Annotated in this window: 16 protein-coding genes; 7 read left to right on the top strand and 9 right to left on the bottom strand. The window is 68.8% G+C overall.

The annotated features are described in order from the left end of the window. Positions 1-237 precede the first annotated feature (237 nt). Positions 238-1,383 (bottom strand): cell division protein ZapE, encoded by a 1,146-nt coding sequence (gene zapE, locus ASF08_RS08425; RefSeq protein WP_056143747.1) that lies wholly within the window; start codon positions 1,381-1,383, stop codon positions 238-240. 248 nt (positions 1,384-1,631) lie between these two features. Between zapE and ASF08_RS08420 the strand changes: the two genes are divergently transcribed. The 3 genes from ASF08_RS08420 (at position 1,632) to ASF08_RS08410 (ending at position 3,062) form a co-directional block, all read left to right on the top strand. Then, entirely contained in the window at positions 1,632-2,306 is a 675-nt protein-coding gene (locus tag ASF08_RS08420; protein ID WP_422395334.1) for a GNAT family N-acetyltransferase, read from the top strand. 122 nt (positions 2,307-2,428) lie between these two features. Further along, positions 2,429-2,722: a hypothetical protein gene (locus tag ASF08_RS08415; protein ID WP_026176318.1), complete on the top strand. Its 294-nt coding sequence runs from the start codon at positions 2,429-2,431 to the stop codon at positions 2,720-2,722. 70 nt (positions 2,723-2,792) lie between these two features. Continuing rightward, on the top strand, positions 2,793-3,062 hold the full coding sequence (locus tag ASF08_RS08410; RefSeq protein WP_147832730.1) for a hypothetical protein: 270 nt from the start codon (positions 2,793-2,795) through the stop codon (positions 3,060-3,062). A 15-nt stretch (positions 3,063-3,077) separates the two neighbouring features. Here ASF08_RS08410 and ASF08_RS08405 read toward each other — a convergent pair whose 3' ends face one another. The 3 genes from ASF08_RS08405 to ASF08_RS08395 form a co-directional block, all read right to left on the bottom strand. Then, positions 3,078-3,764 carry a spermidine synthase gene (locus tag ASF08_RS08405; protein ID WP_056143741.1) on the bottom strand — a complete coding sequence of 229 codons (687 nt, stop codon included), beginning with the start codon at positions 3,762-3,764 and terminating at the stop codon, positions 3,078-3,080. Positions 3,765-3,877: 113 nt separating this feature from the next. Then, a complete protein-coding gene (locus ASF08_RS08400) occupies positions 3,878-5,551 on the bottom strand; it encodes a formate--tetrahydrofolate ligase (protein WP_056143738.1) in 1,674 nt (557 codons plus the stop codon). 233 nt (positions 5,552-5,784) lie between these two features. Continuing rightward, positions 5,785-6,006, bottom strand: a complete 222-nt coding sequence (locus ASF08_RS08395) for a heavy-metal-associated domain-containing protein (RefSeq protein ID WP_018045997.1) — start codon at positions 6,004-6,006, stop codon at positions 5,785-5,787. A 283-nt stretch (positions 6,007-6,289) separates the two neighbouring features. Between ASF08_RS08395 and ASF08_RS08390 the strand changes: the two genes are divergently transcribed. Together ASF08_RS08390 and ASF08_RS08385 are read left to right on the top strand one after the other, a co-directional pair. After that, the gene (locus tag ASF08_RS08390) at positions 6,290-7,792 is read left to right on the top strand and encodes an EAL domain-containing protein (RefSeq protein ID WP_056143735.1); all 1,503 of its coding nucleotides are present in this window, start codon (positions 6,290-6,292) and stop codon (positions 7,790-7,792) included. 117 nt (positions 7,793-7,909) lie between these two features. Then, on the top strand, positions 7,910-8,824 hold the full coding sequence (locus ASF08_RS08385; protein ID WP_056143731.1) for a TIGR01459 family HAD-type hydrolase: 915 nt from the start codon (positions 7,910-7,912) through the stop codon (positions 8,822-8,824). A gap of 58 nt (positions 8,825-8,882) precedes the next feature. Here the strand turns inward: ASF08_RS08385 and ASF08_RS08380 are convergent, their stop codons facing one another. Both ASF08_RS08380 and ASF08_RS08375 read right to left on the bottom strand, forming a co-directional pair. Then, positions 8,883-9,422 (bottom strand): protein phosphatase CheZ, encoded by a 540-nt coding sequence (locus ASF08_RS08380; RefSeq protein ID WP_082473128.1) that lies wholly within the window; start codon positions 9,420-9,422, stop codon positions 8,883-8,885. 55 nt (positions 9,423-9,477) lie between these two features. After that, entirely contained in the window at positions 9,478-9,861 is a 384-nt protein-coding gene (locus tag ASF08_RS08375; protein WP_018046001.1) for a response regulator, read from the bottom strand. Positions 9,862-10,137: 276 nt separating this feature from the next. Between ASF08_RS08375 and ASF08_RS08370 the strand changes: the two genes are divergently transcribed. Further along, entirely contained in the window at positions 10,138-11,151 is a 1,014-nt protein-coding gene (locus tag ASF08_RS08370; RefSeq protein WP_056143728.1) for a bifunctional riboflavin kinase/FAD synthetase, read from the top strand. Positions 11,152-11,190: 39 nt separating this feature from the next. On the opposite strand, the gene ASF08_RS08365 is transcribed toward ASF08_RS08370, so the two are convergent. From ASF08_RS08365 to ASF08_RS08355, 3 genes are all read right to left on the bottom strand, one after another. Further along, positions 11,191-11,961, bottom strand: a complete 771-nt coding sequence (locus ASF08_RS08365; protein WP_056143805.1) for an anti-sigma factor family protein — start codon at positions 11,959-11,961, stop codon at positions 11,191-11,193. Between the two features lie 92 nt (positions 11,962-12,053). Then, positions 12,054-12,695, bottom strand: coding sequence for a sigma-70 family RNA polymerase sigma factor (locus tag ASF08_RS08360; protein ID WP_056143725.1), 642 nt, complete (start codon positions 12,693-12,695; stop codon positions 12,054-12,056). Positions 12,696-12,743: 48 nt separating this feature from the next. Further along, positions 12,744-13,853 carry a patatin-like phospholipase family protein gene (locus tag ASF08_RS08355; protein WP_238254225.1) on the bottom strand — a complete coding sequence of 370 codons (1,110 nt, stop codon included), beginning with the start codon at positions 13,851-13,853 and terminating at the stop codon, positions 12,744-12,746. A gap of 430 nt (positions 13,854-14,283) precedes the next feature. Here ASF08_RS08355 and ispG point away from each other — a divergent pair, with 430 nt between their 5' ends. Next, positions 14,284-15,597: a flavodoxin-dependent (E)-4-hydroxy-3-methylbut-2-enyl-diphosphate synthase gene (gene ispG / locus ASF08_RS08350; protein ID WP_187273356.1), complete on the top strand. Its 1,314-nt coding sequence runs from the start codon at positions 14,284-14,286 to the stop codon at positions 15,595-15,597. Positions 15,598-15,809 lie beyond the last annotated feature (212 nt).

The raw sequence follows: 15,809 nt of genomic DNA, 5'->3' as shown, positions 1-15,809 counted from the left end.
AAACCTTTCGAATCACGCTGATATCGCTGCGGTCACATTGCCCGATCGGTCGGTCCGCTCAGATGCTCATGCCAAGGTGGATCATCCCGGCGGACCACCTCATCCTGAGGTGCCCGCGTCAGCGGGCCTCGAAGGAGGCCTCCAGTCGTCGCGCGATCCTAAGGAGCCCTCCCTCAAAGCCGCTACACGGCCCCTCAGGAGGAGGCAAAGCCTTTCAGAACCACCGCAAACGGGCGATCAGGTCTCCACGAGACCGGAGCTGGACCCGCTCGCCTCGGAATCCCCCCGCCCGTGCGGCAAGGCGAGGTATTCCGACGATCGCATCTCGATGAGGCGCGACACCGTGCGGTCGAACTCGAACGCCTCGCGGCCCTCGGTCGCCGTGTAGAGACCGGTCGGCTCGGCCGCCGCCGAGGCGATGAGCTTCACGTGGGCGTCGTAGAACGTATCGACGAGGGTGATGAAGCGCTTGGCCTCGTTGCGGTTCGCCTCGCCCATCACCGGGATTCCCGAGACGATCACCGTCTGGAACGACTGGGCGATGGCCATGTAGTCGGAGGCGCCGAGCGGCTGGGCGCAGAGATCGGCGAAGCCGAACCGGGCGACGCCGGCGGCCTCCTCCGGCACGGCCACCTCGCGGCCCTTCACCCGGATCGTGGCCGGCTTGCCCCTCGCCTTGCCGGTGAGGCCCTTGAAGGCCTGAGTGAGGGCGGCCTCGGCCGCCTCGTCGGCGGGCACGTGATAGACCGAGGCACCGCCGAGCTTCTCCAGGCGGAAATCCGTGCGGGAATCGAGGCGCAGGATCTCGACCCGGTTCTTCAGCTCCGCGACGAAGGGCAGGAACAGCGCGCGGTTCAGTCCGCCCTCGTAGAGCCGGTCCGGCTCGACGTTGGAGGTGGCCACCACGGTGACGCCGCGCTTGAACAGCGCCCCGAACAGCCGCCCGAGGATCATCGCATCGGCGATGTCGGTGACCGTGAATTCGTCGAAGCAGAGCAGCGTCGCCTCGTCGGCGAGCGCGTCCGCCACCACCGGGATCGGGTCGTCACCCTTGGCCGTGCCCGCCTTGAGTGCCTGCCGGTGGGCATGGATGCGCTCATGGGCATCCGACAGGAAGCCGTGGAAATGGACGCGGCGTTTCTTGCCCGGCGCCGCCTCGTGGAACAGGTCCATCAGCATGGTCTTGCCGCGCCCGACGGAGCCCCAGATGTAGAGACCCTTGGGCGGGCCTTCGCCGTCGCCGCTGCGCCCGAACAGCCAGCCGAGCGCGCTGCCCTTCTTCGCCCGTCTGCGCCGGTCGAGATCCTGGACCAGCCTGTCGAGGGCCTGCACCAGATGGATCTGGGCCGGGTCGCGCTCGATGGCGCCGGACGAGACCAGCATGTCGTAGCGTGCCGCGACCGGACCGGGAGGAGAATCGCCGCCCTGCGAACCGGCGGACGGGGCGGAACCTGAGGGGGGACTCACGACGATGGCGACCTCGGATACGAGACGGCGCGATGGCCGCGCGCACGTCGATGGAACCGGTCCGGCGACAGGCCCGAAGACCGGTCTGCCGCGCGTCGCCGGGGGGATCAAGCGTGGCGCGCCGGCGGGATGACGTTTTGTTGCGTTGCACAAAACCGAGGCCGATGCCATCTGGTGGCCTCCTCGAGGGAGGTTACGCCCGGAGCCCGCGCAGCCTGCGCGTTGTCATTCCGGAGTACGGCACCACGATGCCCGACACGATTCCGACCGGACCGAATGTCCGGCGCCTCTGGCCCAGCGACCGTGCCATGGTCGAGGCCTATTTCCTGCGGCTCGACCCCGATACCAGAGCCAACCGCTTCATGGCCGCCCTGAGTGATGCAGCGGCCGTCGCGTATGCGGCCCGCGCCCTCACGGTCGAGGGGCTGGTCTTCGGCGGCTTCGTCGAGGGGACGCTGCGAGCGCTCGGCGAATTGCGCCCGCTCACCGGCCCCGTGCCGGGGCTGAGCCTCGGCCGCGACGCGGAGGCGGCCTTCGCCGTGGAGCGCGGTTTCCGCCGCAACGGCCTCGGCCACGCCCTCTTCCGGCGGATCGTCTCGGCGGCGCGCAACCGCGGCGTCCGCGACCTGCATGTCCGTTGTCTCAGCCGGAACGGACCCATGCGCGGACTCGCCACGAAGCTCGGCGCCGTCGTGACCCTGGCCGATGGCGATGCGGAGGGGGCTCTCGTCCTGGCCCGTCCGACGCCGATCTCCCTCTGGCGGGAGGGTCTCGACGAGGCGCTGGACTTCACCCTGGCGGTGGCCGCCGCGGCCGAGCCGCTGAAACGGGCGGCGTGAGAGAGGGCGTCACCCGGCGGATTGGCGGCGGTGCCGCCCGGCGCTATCCTCCGCTCCCACCGGGCGGCGCATCCGCCCGGCACCCCGCTCGAAACGATCGCTCCGCCATGAGATCCTGTGCCATGAGATCCGCGCTCGCCGCCTGTATCGTCCTGGCTCCGCTCACTGTTTCGGCACAGGAGCGGCCCGCGACCCCCGCCATGCTCTGCGCCGACGCCGCCGCCCTGGTGAACCGCGTCGGCGCCATCGTGATGACCACGGGGCCGATCACCTACGACAGGATCGTCCGCGACGGCGGCTTCTGCCCCCTGCCGGAAGCGCCCAAGCCCGCCTACGAACTCACCCGTGACGTGGCCAAATGCTTCGTCGGATATGTCTGCCGCGACAAGTTCAACGAGGGCAGCACGCGCGACTGAGCACCGCCACGCGCCGGCGCCATGGCCAAGCTGTCACCGTGTGGCCCAGTCTCCACCCAATGGCCGCCGCATGGCGCAGTTAGACCCGGTCCCGTTCGTCATGATCGAGGGGGCTTGCCGCATGACCATTGCCGAGAATCCGGTCCAGGATCGGCGACCGCCGGACGGTGCCGCCACGGTCCGTCTGGAGCTTTGCGTGGCGCATACGCTGCGCGTCATCGCGGCGGCCCGCACCGAGCGCGACGACGCGCCGGTGAAGGCGGCCCGACGCCAACTCGCTGAAATCTATGGCGTAACCCGCCTCAACCGACGCCTGGAGCGCGGTCGACACTCGGCCTGACACGCTCCTCTGGCTTCAGCGCCGGGCGCGGCCGGACTTCGAAGCGAGCCAGATCGTGTGGCGGGCGCCGCTCGTGACATTGGCCCGCACCGGCACCTCCTCCACGGAAAACCCGCCCCGGCGCAGGCGCTGGGTGAAGTGCCTGTCGGGATGGGCGGACCACACCGCCAGCACCCCACCCACCCGCAAAGCCGCCATGGCGGCAGCCAGACCCATCTCGTTGTAGAGCCTGTCGTTTTCGGGCCGGGTGAGGCCGTCGGGGCCGTTGTCGACGTCGAGCAGGATGGCGTCGTACGCCGAACTGTCCGCGCGGATCGCGGCGACCACGTCGCCGATCCGCAACGTCACCCGCTGGTCCGACAGCGCATCGGCCGACAGATCCCGGAGCGGCCCGCGCACCCAATCCACCACGTTCGGCACCAGTTCCGCCACGACGAGTTCGGCGTCGGGCCGCAGGGCATCGAGTGCCGCCCGCAGGGTGAAGCCCATGCCGAGACCGCCGATGAGGAAACGCGCCCCCGCGCGGCCTCCGACCCGCTCCGCCGCGAGGGTCGCCAGCGCCTTCTCCGAGCCGCTGAGGCGGCTGTTCATCAGCTCGTTATGTCCGAGCTGGATCGAGAATTCGGTGCCGCGCTGAAGCAGCCGCAACTGGCCCGCATCCCCGGGGATCGGTGCGGTGTCGAGGACGAGCCAGGGAATCATGAGCGGGGCCGGCGGGACTGCATGCCGACCCGGCTATCACAACCGGGGCGAGGGATCACGCGAGGCCGGGCAGGCACCCCTCCCCCGACAGGGGAGGGGCCATTGGCATCCGGCTAGAACAGGCCTTCGATCTGCCCGTCGGCATCGAGATGGATGCCCTCCGAGGCGGGGACCTTGGGCAGGCCGGGCATGGTCATGATCTCACCGCAGATCACCACGACGAAGCCGGCGCCGGCCGAGAGCCGCACGTCGCGCACCGAGATGGTGTGGCCCGAGGGCGCGCCCATCAGGTTCGGGTCGGTGGAGAACGAGTACTGCGTCTTGGCCATGCAGACCGGCAGGTTGCCGTAGCCGTCCTTCTCGAACTGGGCGAGCTTGGTGGCGGCCTTGGATTCCACCTGGATGTCGCCCGCGCCGTACAGCTTGGTGGCGATGGTCCGGACCTTGTCGGTGAGCTTGGTCTCGGTCTCGTAGGCGAAGGTCAGCGGCTTCTGCTCGCCCTCAGCCAGCTTGACCACGGCCTGCGCCAGCTCCTCGGCGCCCGCACCCCCTTCAGCCCAATGCTTGCAGGTGATGGCCTCGACCTGGAGCTTGTCGCGGCACAGCTCCTTCAGCTTGGCGTGCTCGGCATCGGTGTCGGCATAGAAGTGGTTGACGCCGATGACCACGGGCAGGCCGAAGCCGCGCACGTTCTCCACGTGGCGGGCGAGGTTGGCGAAGCCCTTCTCCAGGGCGTCGAGGTTCTCGGAGCCGAGTTCCTTCTTGGAGACGCCGCCATGCATCTTGAGGGCGCGCACCGTGGCGACGATGACCACCGCCGAGGGCTTCAGCCCCGCCTGCCGACACTTGATGTCGATGAACTTCTCGGCGCCGAGATCCGCGCCGAAGCCGGCTTCGGTGACCACGTAGTCGCCGAGCTTGAGGCCGGCGCGGGTGGCGATCACCGAGTTGCAGCCATGGGCGATATTGGCGAAGGGGCCGCCATGGATCAGGGCGGGGTTGCCCTCCAGGGTCTGGACGAGGTTCGGCTGCAGCGCGTCCTTGAGGAGCACGGTCATCGCACCCGTGGCCTTCACGTCGGCGAGCGTCACCGGCTTGCGGTCGCGGGTCTCGGCGATGACGATGCGGCCGAGGCGGGCCTCGAGGTCGTCGAGGTCACGGGCGAGGCAGAACACCGCCATGACTTCCGAGGCCACGGTGATGTCGAACCCGTCCTCGCGCGGGAAGCCGTTGGCGACGCCACCCAGCGACTGGGTGATCGACCGCAGGGCGCGGTCGTTCATGTCGACGACCCGGCGCCAATGGATGCGGCGCACGTCGATGTTGAGCTCGTTGGCCCAGTAGACGTGGTTGTCGATGAGGGCGGCGGCGAGGCTGTGCGCCGAAGTGATGGCGTGGAAATCGCCGGTGAAGTGCAGGTTGATCTGCTCCATCGGCACGACCTGGGCCTTGCCGCCGCCGGCGGCACCCCCCTTCATCCCGAAGCACGGGCCGAGCGAGGGCTCGCGCAGACACATCACCGTCTTCTTGCCGATGCGGTTCAGCGCGTCGCCGAGACCCACCGTCGTGGTGGTCTTGCCCTCGCCGGCCGGGGTCGGGCTGATGGCGGTGACGAGGACGAGCTTGCCCTCGGGCTTCGATTCCAGCGACTTGATGAAGGCGTGGTCGATCTTGGCGATGTGCCGGCCGTAATGATGCAGCGCCTCGTCCGGAATGCCGATCGTCTCGGCCACCTGCGTGATCGGCTTCAGGGTTGCCGCGCGGGCGATCTCGATGTCTGAGGGCATAAGTCTCTCCCGGTCTGTCGTCGCGATGGCGTGTCGCGCGGGCGTTTATTGTGGAACGTCGTGTGTTCGGGGCGTCGGGCATCGGCGCCGCGGGCACCATGCTTCACCGTTGTCATCACTGTGAGCGATGGAGCAAGCAAAAGCGCGTCGGAATTTTTCAACGCGTCTGCAAAATTTCATTTGAAAGCACGGAATCGCGCATGGATCGCCCGCAACGGTGGATGGGGCCGGCGTCAGCCCGACATCGCCGTTGCCGTGTAGCCGGCCTGGTCCAGGGCCTCGGCGATCGTCAGGGACTGGGCATCGGTGGTGATCGCCACCCGCCCATGATCGCGGTCGACGGCGATATGCGCCTCCGGATCGATCCGGAGGATCGCCTTGCGCACGGCCTCGGCGCACCCGTCGCAGGTCATGCCGTCCACCTGCATCAGCAGGTCCACCCGTCTCGCGTCCATCCACCCGCTCCCGTCGCTGGGTCATGTCCCGCACCCATGTAGAGCCAAATCTCCTCCCGCCGCGAGGGGCAATGGCCCCGGCGGCCTCCGCGCCGATGCCAGACTGGCTGAAGCCAAGCTTGGAAGCTCATGCAACACATGGCAAAAAACCGGTTCACTCAGCCTGCGCCCATCTTGTGGGACCTCGTCGTCTCGGCGACAACCGGAGCCTGTCCCGACTTGCGGAATCCGTGGCCGGGACCCTGCATCTCCGCTCGATCGTCGTGAGGGTAAGAGTATTCCGATGGCCCGGATCGTCGGCCGACGCACGGTCCCGTGGCTCCTGAGTCTCATCGGGTTCGTAGTCCTGGCGCCGCTCGCAGTGATCTCCCCTATCGGCGGCGCCTTCGGATTGGCGGCCATGGGCGGCTTCGTCGCCATCCTGGCCGCGCGCCGGGCGCGTCAGCTCGACCAGCGCTGCGAGAAGCTCTCGGGGGAATTCGACATTCTCTCGCAACGCCTCGTGCGCCTGGAGACCGTGGCCCGCCTCATCGCCGACCAGCAGATGCGGATCGAGCGCGCCCGCGCCGACGAGGCCGAACCGGCACCGGCACAGGGCAAGCAGGCTGGGAATACCGCGGTGGAGGTCGCCGTCGAGGAAGTCACGGCGGAAATCGGCCTGCTCAGCGGCATCGTCCGCGAACTCGCCGCCGTGGTCGCCACGCAGGATGGTGAGATCGCCCGCCTCAAGGCGCCGCCGCCGGCGGCTCCCGCCCCGACCCCGGTCGTCCGGCCGGCCTCCCGTCAGGCCGTCCTCGATGCCCCCGTCGTCCCGCCGCCTTCCCCGGCATTCCGCAACGAGATGGGCGGGACCCCCTGGGTGCCCCGAGCCTGGCCGCCGCTCGAGCGGTCCGAGCCCGTCACGGACCGGGCGCGGCCGGACCGGAGCCACGATGCGGTCATGGTCGCGGCCTTCGACGGCGACGGGCTCGAGGTCCATCTCCAGCCCATCGTCTCCCTGCCCCAGCGCAAGGTCGTGTCCTACGAGGCACTGGCGCGCCTGCGCCTCGGCGCCGACATCCTCAAGCCGGAACTGTTCCTGCCGGTCCTCGAACGCCATGGGCGGACGACCGAGCTCGATCGACGCATGCTTCCCCTGGTCGCCACCGTGGCACGCCATCTCAGCGGGCGCGGCAGTCAGGCCGCGGTGACCTACGCCCTGTCGCCGCATTCCCTGTTCGAGCCCGGCTTCCTGCGCACGCTGCCTCGGCTGCTCGTCGGCGAGCCCGGCCTGTCGGGACGCCTCGTGATCGCGCTGCCCCAGTCGAGCTGGCGCAGCCTGGACGCCGAGCAGGCGGGCGCGCTGGCGGAACTGCGCGGTCGTGTCGGCTTCGCCCTGGACCGTCCCGTGGACCTGCGCCTCGATCCGCTGGCCCTGGCCGACCGGGGCGTCAGCCAGGTCAAGGTCCCCGCCGATCTCCTGCTGCGTCCCGATTCCCGCCAGGCCATGCCCGATATCGCCCTCGACGATCTCGTCGCCTCCCTGTCCCGGGCCGGCATCCGGCTCGTCGCGGAGTCGGTGGAACGCGAGAGCGACGTGCCGGATCTCATCGATCTCGACGTGCCGCTGGCGCAAGGCACCGTCTTCGCTCCGGCGCGGGCCGTGCGGGCCGAAGTTCTCGCCGCCGCTCCGCCACAGGCCGCGCCATCCCCGGCGCCGCCTCCGTCCCGAGAACCCGGCGGCGACGATCCGGAACCGCCGCCGCAGCGTCGGCCGTTCCGCGATTTCCTGCGCCGCGCCGGCTGAGGCAGACTCGCCCGGACCCCGGCGCGTCGATAGCGCTGCGTTGATTTCAGGGCGTGGGCGGCCTAACCGGTCAGCCATTCTCGATGCCCCCGATACCTTGCCAGTCAGGCCAGATTCATGAGCGAAACGATCGCGCGCGCCGCATCCTCGGCTGCGGTTCCGATTCTGGGCGGGCTTTCCGCCGTCGCCGAGCGCTACGACCTCATCCTGTGCGACGTCTGGGGTGTCCTGCATGACGGGACGCGGGCCCATGCGGGGGCGGGCGAGGCGCTGATCCGATTCCGCACCCTGCCCGAGGACGGTCGCCGGCGGCGCGTCATCCTCGTCTCCAACGCGCCCCGCCCCTGGGCCGGCGTTCGGACCATCCTCGACGGCTACGGCGTGCCGCGGGAGGCCTACGATGCCATCCTCACCTCCGGCGACCTGACCCGGCGGCTGATCGCCGAGCATCCGGGCGAGCGCATCCACCATCTCGGGCCGGAACGCGACGCGACCATCTTCGATGGCCTCGACATCCACCTCGTGGCGGCCGGGGAGGCGGATCGCGTGGTCTGCACCGGCCTGTTCGACGACACGACCGAGACGGCGGAGGATTACCGTGAGACGCTGGCCGGGTTCCGGGCGCGGGCCGTGCCGATGATCTGCGCCAATCCCGATCTGGTGGTCGAGCGCGAGAAGAAGCTCATCCCCTGCGCCGGTCTGATCGCGCAGGCCTATGCGGAGATCGGCGGCGCGGTGACCTATGCCGGCAAGCCGTACCGCCCCGTCTACGAGGGGGCGCTCGCCATGGCGGCTGAACTCGACGGTGGCTCCGCGCCGGACGTCGCCCGCGTCCTCGCCGTCGGCGACGCCCTGCGCACCGACATCGCAGGGGCGGCGGCCTACGGCATCCCGAACCTTCTGGTGGCGCGAGGCATCCACGCAGAGGAACTCGGCGTTCTCGCCGAGCACGACACGCTCGGCGAGGTGTCCGAATGGCTTGCCCGGCAGGAGGTTCGCCCGGATGCCGTCATCGAGCGGCTGATCTGGTAGCGTTCCCGGATCTCATCGGCCCCGGATCTCATCGGCCCCAAGCGGCGAGACCCGCCGATCAGGAGAACAGGGCGTCGATCTCGTCCTGGGCGGTGGCGGGCCCCTTGATCTGCGGTCCGTTGAGGAGGAGGAGCTCGGCTCGCACCCGGCGCTCCACCTCGGCCGGGTCGACGCCGCCCTCATCCTTCGCCTTCACCGCGGCGGCAAAACGCGTGAGGCGGCTTTCGAGCTGGCGCAGGGATTCGCTCACCTTGGCGATCCGCTGGCCCGTGATGTCCTGGAACGTGCACGCCTCGAAGATGTCGTTCATCCGTGCCTCGACGGCGGCGCGGTAGTTCTTGTCGTTGGGCAGGCTGAGGATTTCCTCGGCCGCATTCATGATGGAGTTCGTCGCCCCCGCTGTCGCCTCGACGACGCTGCCGAGCTCCTCATGCGCCATCGGCAGACGGTCACGGGTGAGCTCGTTTGCCCGCAGGGCCGCGATCTCCCTGCGGACATGCGCGATGTAGTCGGCGATCTCGACCAGCTCCCGGATCAGCGACGGTCGCGTCGATGCCGGGTCAGGGCTGGCCGTCCGTGACTTTTCCGCCATGGCCATCGCTTGTTGCTCCACGATGCTGTGAGTCGCCGAAGAAAGAGATCGGGTCTGCGGCTCAAGCGCCGCAGACAGCCTCGATCTTGCTTTTCAGCGTCGCCGCATTGAAGGGCTTGACGATGTAGTTGTTCACGCCGGCCTTCTTGGCCGCGATCACGTTCTCGGTCTTCGATTCGGCGGTGACCATGATAAACGGCGTGGTGCGCAGGGCCTCGTCGGCACGCACGTGGCGCAGCAACTCGTAACCGGTCATGGGCTCCATGTTCCAATCGGAAATCACGAGGCCGTATTTGCGGTTCTTCAGCCGGGCGAGGGCGGCGGTTCCGTCAGAGGCATCGTCGACCTCTTCGAAGCCGAGCTGCTTGAGCAGGTTGCGGATGATGCGGACCATCGTCTGATAATCGTCCACGACGAGGATCGGCATGCCGAGATCGAGGGCCATGGGTCGGGGTGCTCCGTCGGTGCAGGGCCGGTGCGGCATGCCGCGAACCGGGAAAGTGGCAAAAAATTGGGGGAAGCGCCGCCTCGCGCCGCCTCTCGTTCGTGAAAGTACCTCGCCCAGCATTGCGAAGCGGTTAACTGCGCAATGGATCGCGCATCCTCCGTCGATCGGGCGGCCGCTTCCCTTGACCCCCCTCCGGCTTTTCGACAGGTTCCCGCGCGGAATCCCCCACGGTCGCCGCTTCGGCCGCAGCTTCTTCGAGACCATTTGAACCCGATGGCGCCAGCCGACGATCCTTCCGTGCGCCCCGGAGCCGCTTCCCCGTCGGGGCGGCCCTTCACGATCTGCCGCGAGGACGAAGCGGTGCCGGCGGCCCTTACCGGCGCCATCGCGGCGATCGGCAATTTCGATGGCGTTCACCGGGGCCACGGCGCTCTCGTGGAGGCCGTCCGCGAGGAGGCCGACCGGCGCAGCGTGCCGGCGGTGATGCTGACCTTCGAACCGCATCCGCGCGCCTATTTCGCCCCCGACCTGCCGATGTTCCGGTTGACGGGACCCGCCGCCAAGGAAATCGTCTTCGCCCGCCTCGGCCTCGACGGCCTGATCGTGCGCCGTTTCGACGCTCTCATGGCGGGGACCACTGCCGCCGAGTTCGTCCACGGCCTGCTCGTGCGCGATCTCGGCCTCACCGGCGTCGTGATCGGCCACGACTTCCATTTCGGGCGGGGACGCGAGGGAACGCCGGAGGTGCTGGCCCGGCTCTGCGCCGAAGCCTCCCTGGCATGCCGGATCATCCCGCCGGTCTCGATCGGGGAGGGCGAGGCTCCCGTCTCGTCGAGCGCGATCCGGGAAGCCCTGCGACAGGGCGACGTCATTCGCGCGAACCGGCTTCTCGGCTACCGCTGGTTCGTCTGCGGAGAAGTCCGGCACGGCGACAAGCGCGGTCGGACGCTGGGCTATCCCACGGCGAATGTGGCTTTGCCCGATTGTGCCCTCTCTCACGGCATCTATGCCGTCCGCATCGGGTTGCCCGATGGAACGGTGCGGGACGGCGTGGCGAGTTATGGCCGTCGTCCGACCTTCGACGACGGCGCGCCCTTGCTCGAGGTCAACCTGTTCGGTTTCTCGGGCGATCTCTACGGCCGGACCATCGCCGTGGAGTTCCTCGGCTACATCCGCGGCGAGGAACGTTTCTCCGGCGCCGAGGCGTTGATCGCCAGGATGGATGTGGATGCGGCCGAGGCGCGCACGCTCATCGCGAACGACCGAGTTCCGTCGATGATCGGCTGAGATCCGACGCGCGACGGCCGGGCCGCGCCATCCGGCGGATCAGCGCTTGGCGGGATCGATCGAGGCGAGGCGCCGCGCCGCTTCTTGCAGCGCGTCCTTGTGCCCGTTGCCGCTGAGCGCAAAGACCGAGCGACCCGCCGTCCAGTAGACGGTCTCGCCGTCGCCCGGGCTCGTCACCTCTCCGGTGAAGGCCGCCTCGTTGGTGCCCCGTGCCGCGAACAGGGAGATCTCGCCGAGATCGGGGGCGTCGATCATGACCTCGACCCCGGCCCCGTGACGCGCGGGCACGATCTGGACGTCGCGCACGGACCAGTCCCCCGGCAGGTCCGGTAGGACGATGCCGGTGGCACCGGAGATGCCGGCCTTGTCGTAGCTCGGCGAGGCGGGCGAGCCGAGGCGGGCGCGGATCTGGGCCACCTCTCTCGCCTGGCGCGCATCGGCGACCAGGGCCGGATCCACCGGGGCGGCGAAGGTGTCGGGCACGCCGAACACGCCGGTGTCCGAATGCGCGATCCAGCCGGCACCCACGAGAAGCACGATCACCGCCGCCCGCTTGAGCCGCTCGCCCACGCGCCGCCAGGCCATGGACCGATCGAGGCGGCGGGCCGCCGCGCGGTTGCGCTCCGGTCCCGGTCCCGGCAGTTGCGCGAAGGCCTGGCGCAGGGCGTCCCTGTCATGCATCTCGGCCATCACCCGCGCCGCCGCCTCCGGCGTGCGGGCGAGATGAGCTTCCACCTCGAGCCGGCGCATGACGTCGAGTTGGCCGTCGACGAAGGCGGCGAGGTCACTGTCGGTGATCGGGTCGATCATGACGGTCGTATCCAGTTCAACGATCGGAAACGGCGATGCTTCCATACAGTCCTGGTACTCGGAGGAGCCGAGTACCCTCGAATTCTGTGCGGTTAAGAGCCGCCAATGGCTTTCGACGCGAGCCGGACGTCCTGCCGGGAATCCTGGCCGTTCCAGTCGCTGACGAGGCGCAGATGCGGTCGTTCGGGTCTGGCCGTCCCCGAACCCGGCGAGGATTCGGAGCGGCCGCGGCCGGTCTGGCCTTCCTCGAAGGCGCGCAGGGCGGCGCGACCGCGACCGAGGCGGGACATCAGCGTGCCGATGGGAATTCCGAGCACGGCCGCGGCATCCGCATAGGCCATGCCTTCGAGGGTCACGAGGTGGAGCGCGGCGCGCTGCTCCTCCGGCAGGGTCAGGAAGGCCTGACGGATCTGGGCGAGACGCACCTGTCCCTCCTGGGCGGGCGGCACGCTCTCGTCGCCCATCTGGACGAGGGCTTCGGCATGGCGGGCTTCCACCCGCTTGCGGCGCTGGTCGTCGATGAAGACGTTGTGCAGCACCGTCATCATCCAGGTCCGCAGGTTGGTGTTCGGCCTCACGGAGAGACCGGATTCCAGCGCGCGGACGAGGGTGTCGTGGACGAGGTCGTCGGCCTTCAGTGAGTCGCGCGTCAGCGAACGCGCATAGCGTCGCAGCGGGACCAGCAGGTCGACGATGGAGGAAGCGGAGGCGGTCTGGGTGGGTTCGGCCGTCATGCTCAGTTAACGCGCGAGCCCGGCCGGCTAATCCGGCCGGCCGGAACCCTATTGATAGGTCGCCTTGAGATTGAGCGTGCAGGTTCGCCCGATGCCCTCGTAATGCTCGGCGAGCCAAGCCTGCGCCGCCGCGCGGCCCTTGTCGCGCAGCCCTTCGAACACGCGCATCCGGGCATCCATCCGCGAGGAGGCCTTGTAATCGTCGAGGGCCCCAGTCCCATCGATGCGATGGACCAGCATGCGATGGTAGTCGTTGCGGCCGAGCACGCCGTCCTCGATCAGCCCGTCGACGAAATCGATGGCGCGCAGTTCCCGCATCAGGTTGGCGTTGAAGGTGATCTCGTTGAGCCGGTCCTGGATCTCCTCGCGCGAGCGAGGGGTCTCGCGGCGTTCCACCGGATTGATCTGAACCAGCACCACGTCGCGGGTCCGGGCACCGTGGAAGAGCGGGTAGATCGGCGGGTTGCCGAGATAGCCACCGTCCCAATAGGGCACGCCGTCGATCTCCACCGCCTGGAACACCGTCGGCAGGCAGGCCGAGGCCATCAGATGGTCGATGCTGAGGGAATCCCGCTCGAAGACGGCGAGCTTGCCGGTCCAGACATTGGTGGCCGAAACATAGATCCCGGCGGTCTCCGCCGTCCGGAGACGTTCGAAATCCACGTGCTTGGCCAGGGCCTTGCGCAGCGGGTTCACGTTGAGCGGGTTGGAGACGTAGGGGCTGGTCCTGAGCGCCCGCGTCCAGAAGTCCAGAACCGGGTTCTCGTTCCAGAAGTCGAAGAGCCGGTCGAACACGCCGCGCTGGGCCGGCCACAGGTCACCGTCGAGGCTCGCCTCGCGCCAGAACCGGTCGAGGGCGGCGCGGGCGCCCTCCGGCCCTCCGGCGATCCAGCCATCGACCATCACGACCGCGTTCATCGCCCCGGCACTGGCACCGGTGACGGCCTCGAAGGCGAGGCGGCCATCCTCGATCAGGGCATCGAGCACGCCCCAGGTGAAGGCGCCGTGGGCGCCGCCGCCCTGCAGGGCCAGCGCGACGGTCTTCTCGGCATTCGGACCGGCCAGGCTGACGGGCGGGCGCGAGGCGGGGCGCGGCGGCGCCACTTCCCTATCGGTAGAGGGCGAATCGACCGGGGCAGGCTGTTGGGAATCGAGCATCGTCAGCTCCACGTGGCAGAATTGCACAGACGCATCGATAAAGTGCGCATGGGCATACTGCATTGCAGCATCAAAGGTCGCAGGGCAGCAAAACGGTGGCTGCATGGATCGGTTCCGCTTGGGCCGTTCCTGTGGCGGACATGTCGCACTGCGCCAATTCCCTCGACATCGCCCATGGGATAAGACATGTCAGCCGACGCTGAGCCAACGTGTTGCGCGTGGTCCGTCCTGCCCCCTGGTTTCACCATGCGGTAAGCGGGCTTGACGCATGCGGCGCGCCATCTCAGCTAACCGGCAGGGGTCTAGATAACCGGACCCTTCACCCGATCTTCGCAAAGGATCGGCAGGATTCGATACCAGACGACCATGGCCGGGCGCTCGCTTCAGGGCAGGGCAGGCCAGGCCATAAGCAAGGTCAGCGATGGACGCCATGATGGAAGCCACTTCCGCCGATCCGTTCGGCCCCGGCATTTCGATTACCGGCCCGGAGATCGCCGGTCCGACGCCGCGTCACCGCACGGTGGGGGTCACGGTGGGTGAGGGCGAGGGGGCCGTCACCGTCGGCGGAGGCGCCCCGGTCGTCGTCCAGTCGATGACCAACACCGACACGGCCGACATCGATGCCACCGTGGCGCAGGTCGCCGCCCTGTCGCGGGCCGGCTCCGAACTCGTGCGCATCACCGTCGACCGCGACGAGGCGGCCGCCGCGGTCCCGAAGATCCGCGACCGTCTGGCCCGCATCGGCGTCCATGTGCCCCTGGTGGGCGACTTCCATTATATCGGCCACAAGCTTCTCTCCGATCACCCGGCCTGCGCCGAGGCCCTGGCCAAGTACCGGATCAATCCGGGCAATGTCGGCTTCAAGGAGAAGAAGGACACGCAGTTCTCGACCATCGTCGAGCAGGCGATCCGCTACGGCAAGACCATCCGCATCGGCGCCAATTGGGGCTCGCTGGACGAGGCCCTGCTCACCCACCTGATGGACGAGAACGCCCGGTCCGCGCGTCCCATCGATGCCCGCGCCGTGATGCGCGAGGCCATGGTGCGCTCGGCCCTGTCCTCGGCCCAGCGCGCCGAGGAACTCGGCCTTCCCAAGAACCGGATCATCCTCTCGGCCAAGGTCTCGGCGGTGCAGGATCTGATCGCGGTCTACCGCGAGGTCGCCAGGCGCTCGGACTACGCGATCCATCTCGGCCTCACCGAGGCCGGCATGGGCTCGAAGGGTCTGGTCGCGGCCTCCGCGGCCATCGGCGTGCTGCTCCAGGAAGGCATCGGCGACACGATCCGCTATTCGCTGACCCCGATGCCCGGCGGCGACCGCACCGTGGAGGTCAAGGCCTCGCAGGAACTCCTGCAGACCATGGGCTTCCGCACCTTCGTGCCGATGGTGGCCGCCTGTCCCGGCTGCGGCCGCACCACCTCGACCACGTTCCAGGAACTCGCCCGTGACATCCAGAACTGGATCGTCACCTCGATGCCGGAATGGAAGAAGACCTATCCGGGAGTCGAGGGCCTGAATGTTGCGGTGATGGGCTGCATCGTCAACGGACCCGGCGAATCGAAGCATGCCGATATCGGCATCTCGCTGCCCGGCACCGGCGAGACCCCCACCGCACCGGTCTTCATCGACGGCAAGAAGGCAATGACCCTGCGCGGCGCCACGCTGGCCAAGGATTTCGAGACGGTGGTGATCGACTATATCGAGCGCCGTTTCGGCCAGGGCGCCCGCACCGCCGCCGAGTGAGCCCGTCCGTCGTGACGCCCGTCGCCCCGCGCTGCTCCGGCACGCGGGGCGACTTCGCTCGCCTTCCCGGGGAAGCCTTCCCGGACATCACGGGATCGTCGTTCTCGGCGTCACACCCGCATGATACGACTTTGGCATGCTTCGCGCTGGGAGCCGTCGTGCACCGGTACCTCAGGGGCCGGCCGCCGGTTCGGCCGCGACGTGTCCGTGTG

The organism is Methylobacterium sp. Leaf85 (assembly GCF_001422125.1).
In the GTDB taxonomy this organism is placed as follows: domain Bacteria; phylum Pseudomonadota; class Alphaproteobacteria; order Rhizobiales; family Beijerinckiaceae; genus Methylobacterium; species Methylobacterium bullatum.
This window is presented reverse-complemented; position numbering and strand designations above follow the sequence as displayed.

What these genes read in the sequence shown, in the direction of transcription:
- zapE (WP_056143747.1), bottom strand. Translation starts at nt 1,383, where the DNA reads ATGCTGGTCTCGTCCGGCGCCATCGAGCGCGACCCGGCCCAGATCCAT.
- ASF08_RS08420 (WP_422395334.1), top strand. Translation starts at nt 1,632, where the DNA reads ATGCCATCTGGTGGCCTCCTCGAGGGAGGTTACGCCCGGAGCCCGCGC.
- ASF08_RS08415 (WP_026176318.1), top strand. Translation starts at nt 2,429, where the DNA reads ATGAGATCCGCGCTCGCCGCCTGTATCGTCCTGGCTCCGCTCACTGTT.
- ASF08_RS08410 (WP_147832730.1), top strand. Translation starts at nt 2,793, where the DNA reads ATGGCGCAGTTAGACCCGGTCCCGTTCGTCATGATCGAGGGGGCTTGC.
- ASF08_RS08405 (WP_056143741.1), bottom strand. Translation starts at nt 3,764, where the DNA reads ATGATTCCCTGGCTCGTCCTCGACACCGCACCGATCCCCGGGGATGCG.
- ASF08_RS08400 (WP_056143738.1), bottom strand. Translation starts at nt 5,551, where the DNA reads ATGCCCTCAGACATCGAGATCGCCCGCGCGGCAACCCTGAAGCCGATC.
- ASF08_RS08395 (WP_018045997.1), bottom strand. Translation starts at nt 6,006, where the DNA reads ATGGACGCGAGACGGGTGGACCTGCTGATGCAGGTGGACGGCATGACC.
- ASF08_RS08390 (WP_056143735.1), top strand. Translation starts at nt 6,290, where the DNA reads ATGGCCCGGATCGTCGGCCGACGCACGGTCCCGTGGCTCCTGAGTCTC.
- ASF08_RS08385 (WP_056143731.1), top strand. Translation starts at nt 7,910, where the DNA reads ATGAGCGAAACGATCGCGCGCGCCGCATCCTCGGCTGCGGTTCCGATT.
- ASF08_RS08380 (WP_082473128.1), bottom strand. Translation starts at nt 9,422, where the DNA reads ATGGCCATGGCGGAAAAGTCACGGACGGCCAGCCCTGACCCGGCATCG.
- ASF08_RS08375 (WP_018046001.1), bottom strand. Translation starts at nt 9,861, where the DNA reads ATGGCCCTCGATCTCGGCATGCCGATCCTCGTCGTGGACGATTATCAG.
- ASF08_RS08370 (WP_056143728.1), top strand. Translation starts at nt 10,138, where the DNA reads ATGGCGCCAGCCGACGATCCTTCCGTGCGCCCCGGAGCCGCTTCCCCG.
- ASF08_RS08365 (WP_056143805.1), bottom strand. Translation starts at nt 11,961, where the DNA reads ATGATCGACCCGATCACCGACAGTGACCTCGCCGCCTTCGTCGACGGC.
- ASF08_RS08360 (WP_056143725.1), bottom strand. Translation starts at nt 12,695, where the DNA reads ATGACGGCCGAACCCACCCAGACCGCCTCCGCTTCCTCCATCGTCGAC.
- ASF08_RS08355 (WP_238254225.1), bottom strand. Translation starts at nt 13,853, where the DNA reads ATGCTCGATTCCCAACAGCCTGCCCCGGTCGATTCGCCCTCTACCGAT.
- ispG (WP_187273356.1), top strand. Translation starts at nt 14,284, where the DNA reads ATGATGGAAGCCACTTCCGCCGATCCGTTCGGCCCCGGCATTTCGATT.